This window comes from Vibrio sp. HS-50-1 (assembly GCF_024747315.1).
Lineage (GTDB): Bacteria > Pseudomonadota > Gammaproteobacteria > Enterobacterales > Vibrionaceae > Vibrio > Vibrio diabolicus.
On record NZ_JAMPZF010000004.1, the window covers coordinates 126,867 to 143,983 of the forward strand.

At 46.7% G+C, this 17,117-nt stretch carries 15 protein-coding genes; 11 read left to right on the plus strand and 4 right to left on the minus strand.

Features of this window, described 5'->3' with window-relative positions; genetic code table 11:
• The first annotated feature begins 243 nt into the window (after positions 1 to 243).
• The 7 genes from NDJ01_RS03810 (at position 244) to NDJ01_RS03840 (ending at position 7,910) form a co-directional block, all read left to right on the plus strand.
• Positions 244 to 2,418 (plus strand): FUSC family protein, encoded by a 2,175-nt coding sequence (locus tag NDJ01_RS03810; RefSeq protein ID WP_258586268.1) that lies wholly within the window; start codon positions 244 to 246, stop codon positions 2,416 to 2,418.
• Positions 2,419 to 2,428: 10 nt separating this feature from the next.
• Positions 2,429 to 4,072: a TolC family protein gene (locus NDJ01_RS03815; RefSeq protein ID WP_258586269.1), complete on the plus strand. Its 1,644-nt coding sequence runs from the start codon at positions 2,429 to 2,431 to the stop codon at positions 4,070 to 4,072.
• Positions 4,072 to 4,275 carry a DUF1656 domain-containing protein gene (locus NDJ01_RS03820; RefSeq protein ID WP_005462724.1) on the plus strand — a complete coding sequence of 68 codons (204 nt, stop codon included), beginning with the start codon at positions 4,072 to 4,074 and terminating at the stop codon, positions 4,273 to 4,275. The genes NDJ01_RS03815 and NDJ01_RS03820 overlap by 1 nt, the downstream gene beginning before the upstream one ends.
• Before the next feature lie 12 nt (positions 4,276 to 4,287).
• Positions 4,288 to 5,178, plus strand: a complete 891-nt coding sequence (locus NDJ01_RS03825) for an HlyD family secretion protein (protein WP_258586270.1) — start codon at positions 4,288 to 4,290, stop codon at positions 5,176 to 5,178.
• Positions 5,179 to 5,194: 16 nt separating this feature from the next.
• The gene (locus NDJ01_RS03830) at positions 5,195 to 5,881 is read left to right on the plus strand and encodes a potassium channel family protein (RefSeq protein ID WP_005396612.1); all 687 of its coding nucleotides are present in this window, start codon (positions 5,195 to 5,197) and stop codon (positions 5,879 to 5,881) included.
• Positions 5,874 to 7,022: an AI-2E family transporter gene (locus NDJ01_RS03835; protein WP_005396613.1), complete on the plus strand. Its 1,149-nt coding sequence runs from the start codon at positions 5,874 to 5,876 to the stop codon at positions 7,020 to 7,022. The genes NDJ01_RS03830 and NDJ01_RS03835 overlap by 8 nt, the downstream gene beginning before the upstream one ends.
• Before the next feature lie 216 nt (positions 7,023 to 7,238).
• On the plus strand, positions 7,239 to 7,910 hold the full coding sequence (locus NDJ01_RS03840; RefSeq protein ID WP_048625417.1) for a DUF2057 domain-containing protein: 672 nt from the start codon (positions 7,239 to 7,241) through the stop codon (positions 7,908 to 7,910).
• 133 nt (positions 7,911 to 8,043) lie between these two features.
• Here NDJ01_RS03840 and NDJ01_RS03845 read toward each other — a convergent pair whose 3' ends face one another.
• Positions 8,044 to 8,808, minus strand: coding sequence for a ferredoxin--NADP reductase (locus NDJ01_RS03845; protein ID WP_006740782.1), 765 nt, complete (start codon positions 8,806 to 8,808; stop codon positions 8,044 to 8,046).
• 210 nt (positions 8,809 to 9,018) lie between these two features.
• Here NDJ01_RS03845 and NDJ01_RS03850 point away from each other — a divergent pair, with 210 nt between their 5' ends.
• Positions 9,019 to 9,471, plus strand: a complete 453-nt coding sequence (locus NDJ01_RS03850) for a thioesterase family protein (RefSeq protein ID WP_005374933.1) — start codon at positions 9,019 to 9,021, stop codon at positions 9,469 to 9,471.
• Positions 9,472 to 10,334: 863 nt separating this feature from the next.
• On the opposite strand, the gene NDJ01_RS03855 is transcribed toward NDJ01_RS03850, so the two are convergent.
• Positions 10,335 to 10,553 carry a VF530 family DNA-binding protein gene (locus tag NDJ01_RS03855; RefSeq protein WP_005396617.1) on the minus strand — a complete coding sequence of 73 codons (219 nt, stop codon included), beginning with the start codon at positions 10,551 to 10,553 and terminating at the stop codon, positions 10,335 to 10,337.
• Between the two features lie 150 nt (positions 10,554 to 10,703).
• Here NDJ01_RS03855 and NDJ01_RS03860 point away from each other — a divergent pair, with 150 nt between their 5' ends.
• Positions 10,704 to 11,627 carry a LysR family transcriptional regulator gene (locus NDJ01_RS03860; protein WP_046875727.1) on the plus strand — a complete coding sequence of 308 codons (924 nt, stop codon included), beginning with the start codon at positions 10,704 to 10,706 and terminating at the stop codon, positions 11,625 to 11,627.
• Here NDJ01_RS03860 and NDJ01_RS03865 read toward each other — a convergent pair.
• Both NDJ01_RS03865 and NDJ01_RS03870 read right to left on the minus strand, forming a co-directional pair.
• A complete protein-coding gene (locus NDJ01_RS03865) occupies positions 11,624 to 11,914 on the minus strand; it encodes a putative quinol monooxygenase (protein ID WP_047009627.1) in 291 nt (96 codons plus the stop codon). The two genes, NDJ01_RS03860 and NDJ01_RS03865, sit on opposite strands and share 4 nt — an antisense overlap.
• A gap of 69 nt (positions 11,915 to 11,983) precedes the next feature.
• Positions 11,984 to 12,637 (minus strand): oxygen-insensitive NAD(P)H-dependent nitroreductase NfsB, encoded by a 654-nt coding sequence (locus NDJ01_RS03870; protein WP_005374924.1) that lies wholly within the window; start codon positions 12,635 to 12,637, stop codon positions 11,984 to 11,986.
• A 167-nt stretch (positions 12,638 to 12,804) separates the two neighbouring features.
• On the opposite strand from NDJ01_RS03870, the gene NDJ01_RS03875 reads away from it, so the two are divergent.
• Entirely contained in the window at positions 12,805 to 14,268 is a 1,464-nt protein-coding gene (locus tag NDJ01_RS03875; protein WP_258586271.1) for an AraC family transcriptional regulator, read from the plus strand.
• Between the two features lie 129 nt (positions 14,269 to 14,397).
• Positions 14,398 to 17,055 carry an alpha-amylase family glycosyl hydrolase gene (locus NDJ01_RS03880; RefSeq protein WP_258586272.1) on the plus strand — a complete coding sequence of 886 codons (2,658 nt, stop codon included), beginning with the start codon at positions 14,398 to 14,400 and terminating at the stop codon, positions 17,053 to 17,055.
• Positions 17,056 to 17,117: the final 62 nt, after the last annotated feature.

The following is a 17,117-nucleotide window of genomic DNA, read 5'->3' on the forward strand; positions in this document are numbered from 1 at the left end:
TGTTTCAAAAGTGAGAATCGTCACAGATCGAGATTTTGCTCGTTTTAGCCGTTTCGTCAATAACGCCAAGGGCTAGCGCGAGATCGAGCCAAATACGCACTTTGTGTTTTGACAAAGGGTTTACAAAGCACACTTTTTCACCCGCTATATTCCGCCCCCCGAATTTATTCAGAACAATATTCTGATTATTCACATAAGAAATTCATCAACTTATAACGATAAGCCTGAGCAAACTTTGACACTATGAACGACAAAATAAAATTCGCTATTAAAGTATCGCTTAGCCTAACTCTGGCTTATCTGATCCCGTTTGCCATGGGTTGGCCGCAAGCATCGACGGCCGCAACCACTGTAATGCTGATTGCATCGACAGGCAGTCGTCGTGAATCACTCGCCAAAGGTACCTTACGCGTGTTAGGTACATTGGTTGGTGCCGTGGTTGGCTTGTTACTGGTGGGGTTGTTTGCTCAAGATCGCTTGCTGTACATGCTGAGCGTGTCGGTTGTGGTCTCATTCATTTTTTACTTCCGTAATGCCTATCAAAAAGATCCTACGCTACTCATGCTGACCGGTGTGATGACGTTGATGATGTCCAATGGCGGTGACGCAGAAGGTGCGTTTCTTTATGGCGTTGACCGCGCCTATATGACGGTGTTTGGGGTGGTGGTTTACACACTCGTGGGGACTTTCTTATTCCCAACCAAAACAGAACAAAACCTAAGACAGCTCATCGAACAACTCAACCAAGCACAACGCGCGTTGTTCTCCGCTATCTTGCAAAATTTCGAGCAAAAATCGGCAGGGCAAATCTCTCCTCAAGAAAGCGGAGACGAAAATCCAGAAGCGGAAGAGCCACAACCTAGCGTAGACACTCTCATCGAACAGATGTTTGCCGCCCAAAATGCGCTCGAACAGCGTTTTGCCACAGTCAGTGTGGAATGCAGCGACGTGTCGGCCTACATGAAAGAGTGGCGCTTAGCGGTTCATTTGAACAAGCAAATAACGCAACAATTGACCGTCGCGGCACACAGCCACTTTAGCCACCAGCAAGACCGTGAAAGCATCAGCAACTTTGATCAAGCCGTTGCGGAAATTGACGCGCTATTTGATACCTGCCAACAAGTGTGGGACGAAAAAGAGCCCGCTTTTCGTGCTCAAGAATTCAAAGTCGAATACAACCAAGCGTTGCTTGAAGACGCAGCGCACCTAGAGAAAGGCTCTGCGCTTATGCTGGGGCACCTCTTGGGGCTCATGCATCAAAACTTGTCGCGTTTGGCGGAAAGCATTAGTTGTATTGACTCTGTGACGAACAATGTCTCCTTTGACGTACCGCTGCCGAAACCGAAAGGCAAGTTTCTATGGTGGGACGCAGAAAATTTTAAAACCGCGGTCAAAACCTTTGTCACTTATTGGGTTGCAGGACTGATTTGGATTTATTTCAATCCACCAGGCGGCTACTCGTTCGTGGTCTTCTCGACCATGTTTATGTCTTTGCTGTCGTTCGTGCCTGTGCACCCGATTTTGTTGCTAGTGCTTTTCACTTTCGGCTTCTTGTTCGCGGTGCCTTCTTACGTCTTCATTCTTCCCCAATTGGATCTAGGGTTAGAGCTTGGCCTATTCATCTTTATCTACACCTTTATCGGCTTTTATCTGTTCAACGGGCCAGTGACGATTTTCTACATGGTGGGCTTGTTTGTTCTCGGTTTAGATAACAACATGTTCTATCACTTCGGGATCCTCATGACGATCATGCTGCTGTTCTACATGGTGGTATTCATGATCATTTTCGCGCACTACTTCCCGTTTAGCTCACGACCAGAACACCTCTTTTTGACTATAAAAGAGCGCTATTTTAGGCACACTCGGGATCTGTTTGACTCCTATCAGAAGCAGTCCAGCTCGATTATTACGCCGCTCAAACGGGCCTTGCATTTGGTGACGCTCAACGTTTCATCGAAAAAGCTCAAGGTGTGGGGTTCAAAAATCAACCACAAACACTTTGACAAAACCACGCCAGAAGCGATCGGCGCGTTTAGCAAAGCGTGTGATGTACTCAGTAGTCACATCAACATCTTAATGGCCGCCGAGAAAAAGTTGCTGACCAATCCGCTGATTACTCAACTTCGCCAACAACACCGCGATTCCATCATTCCTTTGATGGCGGGCGCTTTAGCCAGCCATCAAGCAACACAAGAACTCGATTCCGTATTCGACCAATACAGTCAGGATTACCAATCATTCGAAGATAAACTGGAAGATTTTTTTAGTGAGTTAGATTTATCTGACTACGCTTATTCTGAGATAGCCGGTTTTTATATCTTGCTGAATTTAAAACGGAACGTGTTCGAAGCAATCAAGCATTGCAAGCAAACCTACGAGGATATCGATTGGGTGAACTTACAACAGAAGCGTTTTTAAAGGTGGGGATATGATGCTTCCAAAACTAACCAAACCAAGCCTCGCCATACTTTCTTTGCTCGGACTCAGTGCGTGTACCACTGTGGGGCCAGACTATGTTCATCCAAAGCAGGCGCCAATGCCAAGTGACTGGTCGGTGCAAAAAGCAGCCAAAGATACGCAGCAATCAGAGCAACAGCTACAACAATGGTGGCAGCAATTTAATGACTCAACTCTCAATCAGCTGGTTGAGTTGGCGAGCAAACAAAACCTCGATTTAGAAGCCGCGGGACTGCGCATTGTCCAAGCTCGTTCATTACTTGGCATTTCGACTGGCTTGCAATACCCGCAAGTTCAAACCGTGTCAGGAAATCTAACGCGTGCCTACGTGAATGATCAGGGCGTGAATAACGCCACTTTGTCGTTTGATGCTGCTTGGGAAATGGATGTTTGGGGCAAGTATGCTCGCGGTATTGAGTCGGCAGAAGCGGGTTATTACGCATCCATCGCGTCGTATCACGACATCATGGTCACCATCACCGCAGAAGTGGCGCGTAACTACATTAACTATCGCACGTTCCAAGAGCGCATTTTGCTGTCTCGTCGCAACATCGAAATTCAAGAGCGTGTCGTCCGCATTACGCAGGTGCAGTTCGACTCTGGCAACGTTACAGAATTGGACGTTCAGCAGGCGAAAAACCAACTCTATACTACCAAAGCGGCATTACCGAGTCTCGAAGTCGCGATGAAACAATCACGTACCGCGTTGGCGTTATTACTAGGTGCATTACCGGAAGAAGTAGACGAGCTGCTGCAATCAGATGGAATGCATAAGCAAATTGCTGACTACGAAAAACAGTTCAAATCGACGGGCAGAAAATCGGCGCTATCGGGCACCGACGAGCGCTCCATTGTGCCGCGCCCACCGCTGTTGGATACCCAAGTGGACGCGAACTTAGTGATGCGCCGCCCTGATTTGCAAGTCTCCGAGATGCAAGCTCGCGCGCAAAGTGCGCAGATTGGCGTGGCGGAAACGGCTCTGTACCCAAGCTTTTCGCTGTTCGGTTCCATCGGTATCGACAGTACGGTTCCCGATGGCAGCAGTTTCAGTTTTAGCGATTCGCTCACCATGGTGGTTGGCCCAACGTTCAGTTGGAACATTTTCCAATACGGACGCGTGAAAAATAACATTCGTTTCGAAGATGCTCGCTTCCAAGAAACGCTGACCAACTACAACAAAAAAGTGCTGCAAGCCGTGAACGAAGTGACCAATGCGATCGAAGCGTATGACCTGTATTTGCAGCAAAAAGATTTACGTTTGCAATCTGTCAACTCTTCCATTCGTGCGTTCAACATCTCCATGACGCAGTACGAAAACGGCCAAATTTCTTTTGAACGTCTGCTCAACTCGGTAGAGAAAATGACCCGTGCGGAAGACAGCTACGCAACGATCAAAGGGAACGTCGCGAACCAAGTTGTAGCGCTCTACAAAGCCCTAGGTGGAGGCTGGCAAACCCAAACAGGCAAACCCTTCCTCAGTGAATCTATTGCCAAGCAAATGACAGAACGAACTGACTGGGATGGTTATTTAAATGAAGAAAACCGTGTATTGCCGCCTTTGCGCCTCGAAACTCCGGATGAGACCAGTGATGAGAACAAAACGGAGGATCTCTAATGCCTCATGAACTCTCTTGGGGAGACATTTACTTTTCTCCTACGTTACTGGTGCTCTTTCTCGCCGTCACGGCAACGTGGATAACGGTGATGATATTGAACAAGACACGTCTGTCTCGCTTCATTGCTTTTCCGTCTCTGACGTTTATTGCCATCATGGTCGGTTATGTGGTGGCCATCGACAGCTTTTATATTCAATTTTAGGTGCCAAACAAGATGAAAAAACTATTCGTAATCGCACTCAATCTTGTCATTCTTGGTGGCGCAGCTTGGCTCGGCTATCAAAAATTTGAAGAGTATTTTAATAACCCTTGGACACGCGACGGCCAAGTGCGCGCGAACGTCATCAAAGTAGCTCCTCGTGTATCAGGCCCAATTGTAAATGTCGCGGTGCAAGACAACCAAGAAGTGAAAACAGGCGATTTACTGTTTGAAATCGACCCTGCGACTTACGAAGTTGCTTTGTCTCAAGCCGAAGTGGCACTAGAACGCGCCATTGTTAGCTCTCGCGGTAAAAAAATCGAATACGACCGCCTTAAAGATATTCGCGCCAAAGACCGCGGCGCGGTTTCTCATAAGGATCTGATTCGTCGTGAAATCGCTTACGAAGAATCGCTACTGCAAATCAAATCTGCAGAAGAGCAATTAAAATCAGCGCGCCTTAACCTCAGCTTTACCAAAGTTTATGCGACCGTCGATGGTTTTGTGTCTAACCTCGATATTCGAAACGGTACGCAAGCGGTCGCAAACCAGCCACTGCTGGCGCTGCTCGACAAGAACAGTTTCTGGGTGTTTGGTTTCTTCCGTGAAAACCAACTCGCGCAAATCGAACCTGGCAGCCAAGCACGCGTCACTTTGATGTCTCACCCAGACACGCCAATTGACGCAACGGTTGACTCTATCGGTTGGGGTATTGCGCCGAAAGACGGCACGGTCGGCTACAACCTTCTTCCAAACGTGAACCCTGTATTTCAGTGGATTCGCTTAGCACAACGTATTCCGGTGCGAATCTCAATCCAAGAACTTCCAGAAGATGTTGATCTTCGATTCGGGCTTTCTGCGTCCATCATGGTGATGAAAGATTCATCGGCAGAAAATGAACAGTAACTAAGTGAGAAGAACCATGGTCATTGGTAAAAAACTCAAAAACATTAATGAAGAAAACAACTTCTTCTATCTAACTTTAGCGCTGGTGATTTTGTTGCTAGGGAGTGCGATGGCACAAGTGGTGGGTGAAGGGACGATTGAACACATACTGCAGGCGTTCACGGTTCTCACGTTCATTGTCTGTTTTGCCAGCCTTCGCTTCGACAAAATGTGGTCTCGTTTCCTCTATACCCTGTTTGGCGTTTGGGTTCTTGTGATTGTGATCAAGACCGTTTTCAACATCCGAGAGATGAATGTAGTGATGCTTGCCCTCACCTTCGCGTTCTTTTTCGGCACTTTTAAATCCATCGCAAGGCAGATTCTTTTCACTGGCCACGTCAATAGCAACAAAGTCATTGGCTCAGTCGCGCTTTTCTTGCTGCTTGGTCTGATGTGGGCAATTGCCTATCTCATTCTTCTAGAGTTCTCGCCAACCTCATTCACTGGTATGGAAGCCATTTCTTGGGGGCAGAATTTCTCTAATGCGGCGTATTTTAGTTTCGTCACCTTAACCACGCTTGGTTATGGCGATATCAGCCCTCTAACGCCATTGGCTCAAGTCGTGGTGTATTTAGAGGCCATTACAGGTGTGTTCTATATGGCGATTGTTGTTTCAAGTCTCGTCAGTTCTAACATTGATCATCAGGTAAACAAAAATGGATAAACAATCGGTAAAAATCGACAGTAAGCTTTTCATCAGTAATATGGTGGAATCAGCAATACGCATTGGCTTGATCTTCGTCTTGCTGATGTTTACGTACGACATCATCAAACCCTTCATTCTTCCCGTTATTTGGGGTGCAATTATAGCCGTCGCTTTAATGCCACTTACAAAAAAGCTGGAGCGTGCATATGGCGGTCGCAGAGGGCTGGCAGCCACGACGATTGCTTTACTTGGTATTGCACTCTTAGTCACACCACTTGTTATGGTGTCAGGTTCTATTGTGGATGGTGCAACGCATGCGCTTGAAGTATTGCAAAACGGACAAGTGAAGATCCCAGGTCCAAAACCTTCCGTTGCGGATTGGCCTGTCGTAGGTGATAAGCTCTATGAGGTGTGGACCCTATTCGCGACTAACCTTGAACAAGCGATTCAAACCTTTATGCCGCAGATAAAGTCCGCGCTCACTTCTTTGCTAGGCACACTTGGCGGTGTATTGGGCAGTTTACTGCTTTCAATCTTGTCACTTGCGATTGCAGCAGGTTTTATGACGTACTCTGAATCTGCAGCATCAGGGCTAAGAACCATCGCTATTCGTACCGCTGGTGAAAACGCTAAAAGCTGGACCACGCTTATCGCAGCAACCATTAAAAGCGTACTGCTTGGCGTAGTCGGTGTGGCGGCGATTCAAGCCCTATTGATCGGTGCTGGTTTCTTTGTATTTGGCGTTCCAGCAGCTGGTTTGCTCACTCTGATTCTGATGATCTTGTGTATCGCTCAGCTACCAGCGCTGCTTGCCGTACTACCAGTGATCGGCTTTATGTACATGACTCAAGATACAACGACAGCCACCATGTTTACTGTCTGGGTAGTAGTTGCAGCTCTTTCTGAAAACCTGTTCAAACCAATGTTAATGGGACGTGGTGTCGACGTACCAATGCCTGTGATTCTGCTCGGTGCCATCGGTGGTATGCTTTTCTACGGCATCGTTGGTCTGTTCTTAGGTGCTGTTATCCTGGCGATTTGGTATGAGTTATTTGTTTGGTGGTTGAGCATTGAGAAAGCACAACAGCAAGAAGAAATGGCAGAACAACAAGACGCTTCTGATGACCAATCAGAGCCTGGACACGGTGCTGGCATATAATAAATCAATAAGTTAGAAAGAAATTTAATCTATAACTTATGATATCAAACCGCTCTATTGCAGCGGTTTGATTCTATTTGGATCACAGTTTCCCCGTAATAAATGCGATAAAAATGACGTTCTTGTTAAATTTTCATACTTCTTACACTTGGGAGTTGCAATCGGGCAATGAACGATGCACTCTCGATGACCACTAATTTGCTTAGGATAAAAACAATGAAATTGATCAAGCCTTTAACTTGTGCGCTTGCTCTCGCAATGAGTGGCATGGCATTCGCAGATGTAACCGTGAGTGTTCCTGACAACGTTTCAGTATTAGCGGCTAACGGTGAAAAAGCAGACCTTTCGGGTGGTTTTTTCGCCTCGGAAAGAACACTAACGTTACCTGATGGCGTTAACCAAGTCGTATTTCGCTTCGCCCCTTACTTTAACCAAGGCAATGACCGTTTAAGTGTTGAAAGCGATGTTATCGTTACACGATTTGACGCTGCCAATGCCGAGCTGACGCTACAAATGCCAGAATACCGCAACCTTCGCGATGCGGAAGAAAAGATCAAGGACTTAGATTGGAAACTCGTTGATGATTCAGGCAACACCGTCGCCGTTGAGCAAGACAAATTGATCAAACCGGGTATGCAAATCGGTCGTGATTACGTGCGTGAAGTGGAAAGCTACAACAAAACAGGCGGCGTTGCTGCTATCGCTGTTGCTGGTGCAGCCGTTGCTCAACCAGTCACACTACCAGCAAAGATTCCTGAAGATATGCAACAAGCAAGAGCGACTGCGGTTAAATCAGATTCGACAGCAGAAGAGATGCTGCACTTCTGGTACCAAAAAGCAGACGCAGAAACCAAAGCTCGCTTTAAAGCGTACGTTAATCAACAATAAGTCTGATTGACTCTATCGATATTAAAAAGCCACTTCATGTGGCTTTTTTGATCGAACAAGCTAGGACGTTTGAACGACTTTGGTATTGGTGATCATCATGTGTTCAATATGGTTATATCAATTTAACCAAACGCTACCAGTAACGCTCATAGATGATATTGCCTCCTGTTTTAGGACGATACTTTTCCAACCCAAGATCTTGTAAGACTGGCAAGGTATCTTTGATCATCTGCGGGTTCCCACACATCATGACAAAACTACTTTGAGCAGAGAATGGCACATCAGCAGCGTTGGACAGTCTACCCGATTCGATGAGTTCGGGAATTCGACCTTGTAACTGGCCATCCACCACTTCCCTACTGACTATCGGGATGTACTTTAATCTGCCTTCATATCGTTGCTGTAGTTGCTCAATCAGATATTTGTAGACCAGATCTTTTTCGTAGCGAACCGCATGAACAAGCACAATTCGCTCATTATGGGGTGGTAAGTTTATATCATCCAGTAGCGATAAAAACGGTCCAATACCTGTACCTGTAGATAGCAGCCACAGATCATGAGCCTGTTTAGGAATAGAGTCGTGGATTAAGTCACCATGTGCGGTCTCACCAACATAAATACTATCACCAGATTTAAGCTTTTGGAGCCTTGGGGAAAGTTGTCCTTGAGGGTCCGCTACTATTAGGAACTCCAACCAATCGAACTGTTCGCTTGGTGCATTAACCACAGAGTAAGCACGGCTGATCGGCTTGCCCTCATCATCTAGCAAAGCAAGCTTGGTGAACTGGCCGGCTTTAAAGGTAAGAGGCGCGCCTGAGACCCTTAAACTGAACAGCTCGCCAGTCCAGTCAATGCGTTTTTCCACCTTGGCTAGATTGAAACCTTTCAGCTCAGTCATGAGACACCTCCTATTTGGTTACTCTTAGTTAAACTTACGCCTTCAACTCGATTATGTAAAGTTTCTAGTTTACATAATAAGATTGCCATTTCATTTCACATTTTAAAAACAATTTTATTACATATTAAATGATTACATCTAGAATAAATGCTCAAAGTGATAAGTCGCGTCGCAATTTGTGGCAATGCAGATGAAAAAGGAGCACTAAAAATGGACACACTGTTAAAGGACTTTCCCGTTATCACAGAGATCAAAGTCGCATGGGGTGAAATGGATGCTCTGCAACACGTCAATAACGTTGTCTATTTTCGCTACTTTGAGACGGCGCGTTTAGATTACTTCAACAAAATTAATCTGCTAGTCGACCTGCAAACCTCGCAAATTGGGCCAGTACTGAGCGAGACGCAATGCCGCTACAAGCTTCCTGTCACTTACCCAGACACGTTATTAGTCGGCTCGCGCGTGATCGACATGCAAGAAGATCGCATCACGATGGAATACCAAGTGCTGAGTAAGAAGTGGGGTAAGATTGCGACCATCGCCACCGCTACTGGTGTGATGTTTGATTTTAAGAACAACGTAAAAGCGGCGATTCCAGACCACGTTCGCCAGTCGATTTTAGACTTGGAAGGAACTGTGGGTAGCACGCATCATTTAGAGTAGCAAGAAACGAGAGATTAAAGGCGAGGTTCCCGACAGCGCTTCTTCATCGCTATCGGGAATAATGCTGAGGTACTATTCCAGCCTACACGATAAGAAAAGCTGCGTCATTCTAGCGAGCCATAGCGAGACTAAGAATCTACTTACCGCTTGCTGCAGACCCTAGAGCGATGAATAAACTCAATACAATCTGAGAGTAGATTCTGAATCACGCTCGTTCCTCGCTGTTCAGAATGACGGTTCGAGTTTAGCTCTGACCTCTATAAAACCATCTAAAAAGCTATTCCAGACAAGCCTAAGTGACCATCCGGAATCTCGCCTTAAATGTAACAGCAGAGCTACTCTTCCTGCCTACGCGATAAGAAAAGCTGCGTCATTCTAGCAAGCCAAAGCGCGACGAAGAATCTACATACCGCTTGCTGCAGACCATAGAGCAATGAATGGACTCAATATATTCTGAGAGTAGATTCTGAATCACGCTCGTTCCTCGCTGTTCAGAATGACGAACCTGTTTAGGTTCTGAACTCTACAACACTATCTAAGAAAACCATCGCGGACGAGCACAAGCGAGTCATCCAGAATCTCGCTTTAGACGTATCAGCAGAGCTACTCTTCCAGCCTACGCGATAAGAAAAGCTGCGTCATTCTAGCGAGCCAAAGCGAGACTAAGAATCTACTTACCGCTTGCTGCAGACCCTAGAGCGATGAATAAACTCAATACAATCTGAGGGTAGATTCTGAATCACGCTTTAGACGTAACAGCAGAGCCACTCTTAAAGCCCACACGATAAGAAAAGTGACGTCATTCTAGCGAGCCAAGGCGAGACTAAGAATCTACATAACGCTTGCTGCAGACCATAGAGTGATCAGCAGAACGTCTCGATATATAGCGCTTCCACCTTATCTCTTGCCCATTGCGTTTTACGCAAAAACTTCAGCGAAGATTTGATCGACGGATCTTTCTTAAAACAGTTCACTCGAACGCGCTCATACAGGCCATTCCAACCAAAGTGTTCAACTAGTCGGGTGACGATTTTTTCTAAACTCAACCCATGCAGAGGGTTATTCGGCTGTTCGTTGCTCATGTTGTTGATCCAGTAGCGATGTAAGTGGCGGGCTAATCTAACTCAAAGTGACCACTTAACCTAATGTTTTCACCTTCAAAGGCGTTTAGCTTGAATTACTTTGCTCATCTCCCCTATAGTAGCTCAAACTTCACAAACATCCTTTTCACGATGAAAGCCCTCAACGACCTCAATATTTTTGTCGAAACCGCGCGCCAAGGCAGCTTTTCAAAAGCCGCTAACAGCATGGACATGACACCTGCCGCCATTAGCGCATCGATTAAGCGTCTTGAAGGGCAAATCGGTTTCCCGCTGTTTGTGCGTTCTACCCGAAGCCTGCGTTTAACCTCAGAGGGCGAACTATTTTTAGACAAAACCACGCAAGCGTTGGCAACATTGCAAGAGGGGTTGGATCAGATCTCAAGTGCGCGTGGTGAGTTATCTGGTCAACTGCACATTACTGCGCCCTCCGATTTTGGTCGCAATATGTTGCTCGATTGGGTGGATGAGTTCATCGATCTCTACCCAAATGTTTCCATAAAACTAGAGCTGTCCGATAGCTTGACGGATATGTACACCAAGCCTGTCGATATTGCGATTCGCTACGGCGAGCCTGCCGACTCCAATCTGGTCGTGTTGGCTTTGTGTGGGTCAAACGAACGGATCTTATGTGCATCGCCAGAGTACGTAGCTACACACCCAGAACTCACCTCTCCTGCCGATTTAATGCAACACAACTGCTTGTGCTATATGGTCGCGGATTCGGTCTACAACAAATGGACGCTCACGCGTGGCGGCGAGAAAGAACAAGTCGTGGTCAGCGGTAACTTGATGAGCAACGATAGTGACTTGCCACATCGGTTAGCGATCAAAGGCAAAGGCATTGCGAATAAGTCGTTGATGGACATCAGCCGAGACTTAATCGAGGGAAGATTGGTGCGAGTGTTACCAGAGTGGGATTGCGGCCCAGTGCCACTCTACATGGTGTGCGCCGATCGTCGCTTACTGACGCCAACGATTCGGACTTTCCGCGACTTTATCCAACAAAAATGCTGCCAGCAACGCGCCAACGTGCTGGCAACCTTCTGTCATTAGGCGATAAATCGAAGAGGACGAATCTGGGTATATTCAACCCAATCGTTCTCTTCCAATGTTTCAAGAAACGTCGCCATGTGCGGGCTTTGCAAATGCTTATCCAAGGCCTCTTGCGATGCCCAAATTTCTTGGAACATAAATAGGCCTTCAACTTTTTCGTCGAGATACAACTCGTATTGGCAACAGCCTTCTTCTTTGCGGGTTGGCTCTAGTAAACCAGCAAGCAAATTCGCCACCTGATCCTTACTATCTGGATAGGCTTTCACTTCTGCAACTAAGTGGATCATCGTTTTATCACTCTTTTGCGATTTATATATTGATTACAGGGTTCTACGTAACCTGCAAGTAAGCTCGAATTAGATCTCGGTGAATACGGTTTCTGCATCCCAGCGAGACTTTGGCGTTTTCGCGTTGAAGTCATCTTCCGCGTGGTAGCCAAGCGGCACGATCACAACGCTGGTGTAACCTTTTTCACGCAAGCCAAATTCTTCATCCAGCACTTTGGGATCAAACCCTTCAATTGGCACTGCATCGATTTCTAGCGTCGAAGCACCCAACAGCAACGTACCCACGTTGAGGTAAACTTGTTTCTCCATCCAATGGTTCGCATCTTTCAGATCAAAACGGTGCATGTTCACAAAGTAGCTACGACCACCGCGCACAGCCGCTTTCGCTTCTTCAGTTGGGAATCGGCCATCTTTTTCTTCTTGCACCATTAGCGCTTCAATGTAGTCGTTATCGATGCCTGTTTTTGCACAAAACACCAATACGTGAGAAGCGTTGAGAATCTTCGCCGCGTTAAACGCGTAGTTCTCTTGCGCCGCTTTAGCGATGCGCTGTTTGCCTTCTTCTGTGCTTGCCAGAATGAAATGCCAAGGTTGAGAGTTCACACTCGATGGACTAAAACGAATCAGCTCTTTAACTGCATCGATTTTTTCTTGAGGTAGCTTGCGCGTTGGGTCAAACACTTTCGTTGAGTAACGAGATTTTGCAGCTTGTACGATATCCATGAGGTTCTCCAATTAATGAATTTAAGCTGAGTAACAGCATAACCTCATGAGATAAAGGGAAAAACCGATTTCGATTAAAAACATTTTCAAAATAAATTTGAAAATAAAACGATAAGAAAGGCTTTGAGCGTTCTCACTGAACTTCTTCATCCTTTCAGCAATAATGCATGTTTGATCGCAACCGAACTCAACTAATGCTGCCTCAAGATAACGTTATTACATCCTTTCTGTGCAAAAAGCTCGGTCACAATCATCTGCGAATTGCCGGCGAATATTGGCACATTGAGAAGTTGGTTGCCTTGCAATGCATGATGTTGAAAGAAGCGCCTAACCTCCAAGAAGGGCTGCTTTGGTGGAGTAAAAGTGTTTCATTATTCGACCGCCGTTTGTACGTCACATTTCAACATGGTGATGCCCAAATCCATCTGCAAGTCGAATGCAGAACGGCCGATATGCCAAATTGGGCGGAGTCGGTGTTTGGCTTGCTCAAAATGCAATTGGAAATGCTTGAGCTAAGCGAATCAATACAGGTACAAGTTCAAGCCAGCAATCCACTCGCGGCCGATATTTTTCTAGAGGAAACGCAAGATTCTAAAACGAGTTCAAACGTGTTTGAATTGGTGAAACATGTTTATTTGCTGCTTTCTCACCAGCCAATTGAGCAACCAGAATTACTGAGTGTTTTGAACGCCTTGTTCATCAAAAACAGCAATTACGCGCTCAAGTTAGAGCAAGCGGCAAGGCAACTGGGCGTCTCCAAACGCACCTTGCAACGTCGACTGCAAGAAAAGCAAATGAACTACTCTCAATGCGTTGATTTCGCCAAAAGAAAGCAAGCACTCACTTTGCTTGCTGACACCCAACTCACGACGCAGCAAATCGCCTATCAACTTGGTTATGAAGAACCATCGAACTTTCACCGCACTTTTCGTCGTTGGTATCCGTTTTCACCAATGCAGTATCGCCAACAATGTTTGGATAACCGAACTCAACTAAATCAACAACCGATCCGCTTGTACTACGCCAAAGCCAATACCTTCGACGATAACCACATCGACCAACCTGTCGGTAAAATCTGGATGGAAGTGGACAATATTGCGTTTGAAAAAGTGGTCTCGGTAGAATGCCGTGACCGTGATGGCGCATGGCGGCGCTACCCCGCCTTCTTCGAGCGTTTTTTAAGTCATGGCACCGAACTCTGGGCAACGACCGAACTTCCGGTGGCGCATCCCCTTACCTTTCGCCTGTGTTATGAAGTCGATGGGGAACGTTACATTGAGAATAACCACCAGCGTGATTATGTGGTTTCTAAGGGGCTTTTAATTGGCGCAACGGAATATATTGTCCCGACTCGGCAGCTGATTAATATTGGGGCGCAATACACGCTCGTTATCGAACTGGCATGCCGACTTGAAAACGTTGTGAGGATTGACGGTTACGTCGATGATGGCCCCACACCTCACGCAATGCGCTTGACCCAACACTCGCTACATTATGCTTGTTGGGTGCTACAATTATCGCTCACTCAAACTGCAAAGCAGTGCCGTTTCCGCCTTTATGATGAATCCGACAACGAGCTCGCGAAAGAGCATTACCCGATACAATATCCTATTGTGCAACCGCTCAATTAAAACTGTCGGTCAGATCAAAATCGCCGCTTCGTGACATCATTTCACGTCTTTTTTGGCGTAAAATGACACTCTCAATTTCAAACCTTTGCTTTATCGTTTCTGCATTGCTGCATAACGGAGGCAAAAACTGTGTTTGAAACTCTACCTAACCCAATGAATAAAATAAAAATACTTCCTTTAGCGATCGCTCTTGCTCTTTCTGGCTGTGGAAGCGACGAAACCACACCAGTAGATACAGGCAGCCACGTGGCATCTCCTGATTGGCAAGATCAAATCATCTACTTCCTGATGATCGACCGTTTTAACGACGGCGACAGCGCTCTTAATGATCAAGGGCAAAACGAATTCGATCCGACTTCGGATAAAAAATTCAGCGGCGGCGACCTCGTTGGCGTGAGTGATAAGTTAAGCTACATCGAAGATCTCGGAGCCACATCTATCTGGATTACTCCACCAGTTGCTAACCAATGGTGGGATGCAGAGCAAAACTACGGCGGCTACCACGGGTACTGGGCGCGCGATTTCCAAAAAGTGGATGAACACTTTGGTGACATGGAAAGCTACCAAGCGTTAGCACGCGAAGTGCATGCGCGTAACATGTTCTTAATTCAGGACATCGTGACCAACCATGTAGGCAACTTCTTCACCTACGATGATCCTTACAGTTATGATCCAAGCCTACCTTGCCAAGGCTTCCGTTTGATAAAAAATGCACTACCCGCCGGGCAAGAACTGCCGTACCCACTCAACATGAACGAGTGTAAAACAGACGGCACAGGTAGTTACCACTGGACGCCAACCATCACCGACCACAACGATCCGGTACAAGAAAAAACCTGGCAACTCTCTGATTTGGATGACCTTAATACGTCCGATCCCGAAGTGCGCGCTTACTTAAAAGAGAGCTACCGAAAATGGATTCGCGAAGTCGGCGTCGACGGATTCCGTATCGATACGGTGAAGTTTGTTGAACACGATTTCTGGAACGATTTCCTACACGCCAACGATGGTGTGATGACGCAAGCGGTTGATACCGGTCGTGACAACTTCCTCACTTTTGGTGAAGTATTCGAAACATCTACGCCTTACCACACCGAAGGCGAAGAGAAAATGTTGACTTACATCGGTGAAAGTGGCTCACCGAAACAGCTAACCTCGGTACTGAACTTTCCACTGCAAGCGACCATGACGCGCGTATTTGCATCAGGGCAACCGACCGACTATTTGCGTTTCCGTCTTGAGAAAATGATGGAGATGTTCCCGAATCCATACATCATGCCGAACTTCATTGATAATCACGACATGCCGCGCTTTCTGTCGCAAGGTAGCGTGAATGACATGAAACAAGCACTGATCACCATGATGAGCGTACCGGGTATTCCTGTGATTTACCAAGGTACAGAGCAAGCAATGTCAGCGGCGCGTAATGCGATGTTCGCCGGAGGGTATCGTGAAGATGGCAACTACGTAGACTCATTCGACCAAAACAGCGAGATGTACTTGTTCATCCAAGAGCTTGCTAAGCTACGCACTGAAAACAAAGTCATGACACGTGGCGAAATAAAAGTGATTGGCAGCGATAAAGCGGGCGCGGGCGTCTTCGCCTTTACCCGAACGTTGGATAACGACGAAGTCTTGGTTGTGATGAACACATCCAACTCGCCAATGTTGATGAACCAACTCGATGTAGAACAAGTTGGCGGCACCGTCTTCAAACAACAAATCATGTCGAACTGGGCAGAAGCTCCAGAACAGTTAGTCGCAGATGAAAATGGCCATGTGACGTTGGAGCTACCAGCCAAGTCTGCAGTGATTTACTCAAAAACAAGCAACAACCAATCTGTAGAGACCCCAGACCTCAACATCCAACTAGCGCAGGATTGGGAAGGACAAACCATCACTGGTGATATTGCTATCGCGGGTAGTGCGAACGCCAACGAGAAGTTGAACCTCGTCATCGATGGTAACTTGGAAACAGCGCAAACCATTACTGTAGGCGCTGATGGTCAGTTTAGCGTCACGCTGTCGACTCGTCATTTTGCGATTGGCGAGCAACAGCACCGCTTCGCGATTTATTCCACCGAGAAAAAAGCAGGCATCGAGGACGTGAGTTTTGTCTCGAACCTAAACTGGTCAAACACGCCGGATGACACCATTGATGATGCAGGTGATGCGCAAGACGGCACTGGCGGTCCTAACGGTAACTACTCATTACCAACCGATCCAACGTTCGACAAAGACAACAGCCAACTCGCAATCAACAAAGCAGAGGTGTTTACCGTTGGCAGTAACGTACGCTTGACCTTCACCATGGACAACATCACCGACACTTGGTTGCCACCAAACGGCTTCGACCACGTGGGTTTCACCATCTTTATTGATTTACCTGAAGAAGCCGCAACTAACTTGTCTGAGCTACCGAAGATCAACGCTTCTATGCCAAACGGAACCTGGAGTCGCAATGCGGTTGTTTTTGGCTGGCAAAGCTCGATTTACAACACCAAAGGAGCAAATGCGACGACATGGGGAGAAGCCGTAACGCCAGCACCAACAGTGACAGTAGACAAAGCCAACAACACCATTTCAATGGACTTTGCTAGCGATGCACTAGGCCGCCCAGAGTCGCTCGATGGTATCCGCTTCTATGTCACGACTTGGGACTTAGACGGCCTTTCAGCAACTTACCGTCCGCTAGAACAAAACAAAGGCCCTTGGAACTTCTCCGGTGGCGCATCGGATGAAAGTAAGATTTGGGACGATTTACCAATCATCACCTTGTCGGAATAAACCGTTAAATAAGACACCGCCCAGCGTTTAGCTGGGCGGGTCATCAACCAAAGAATGCAGAA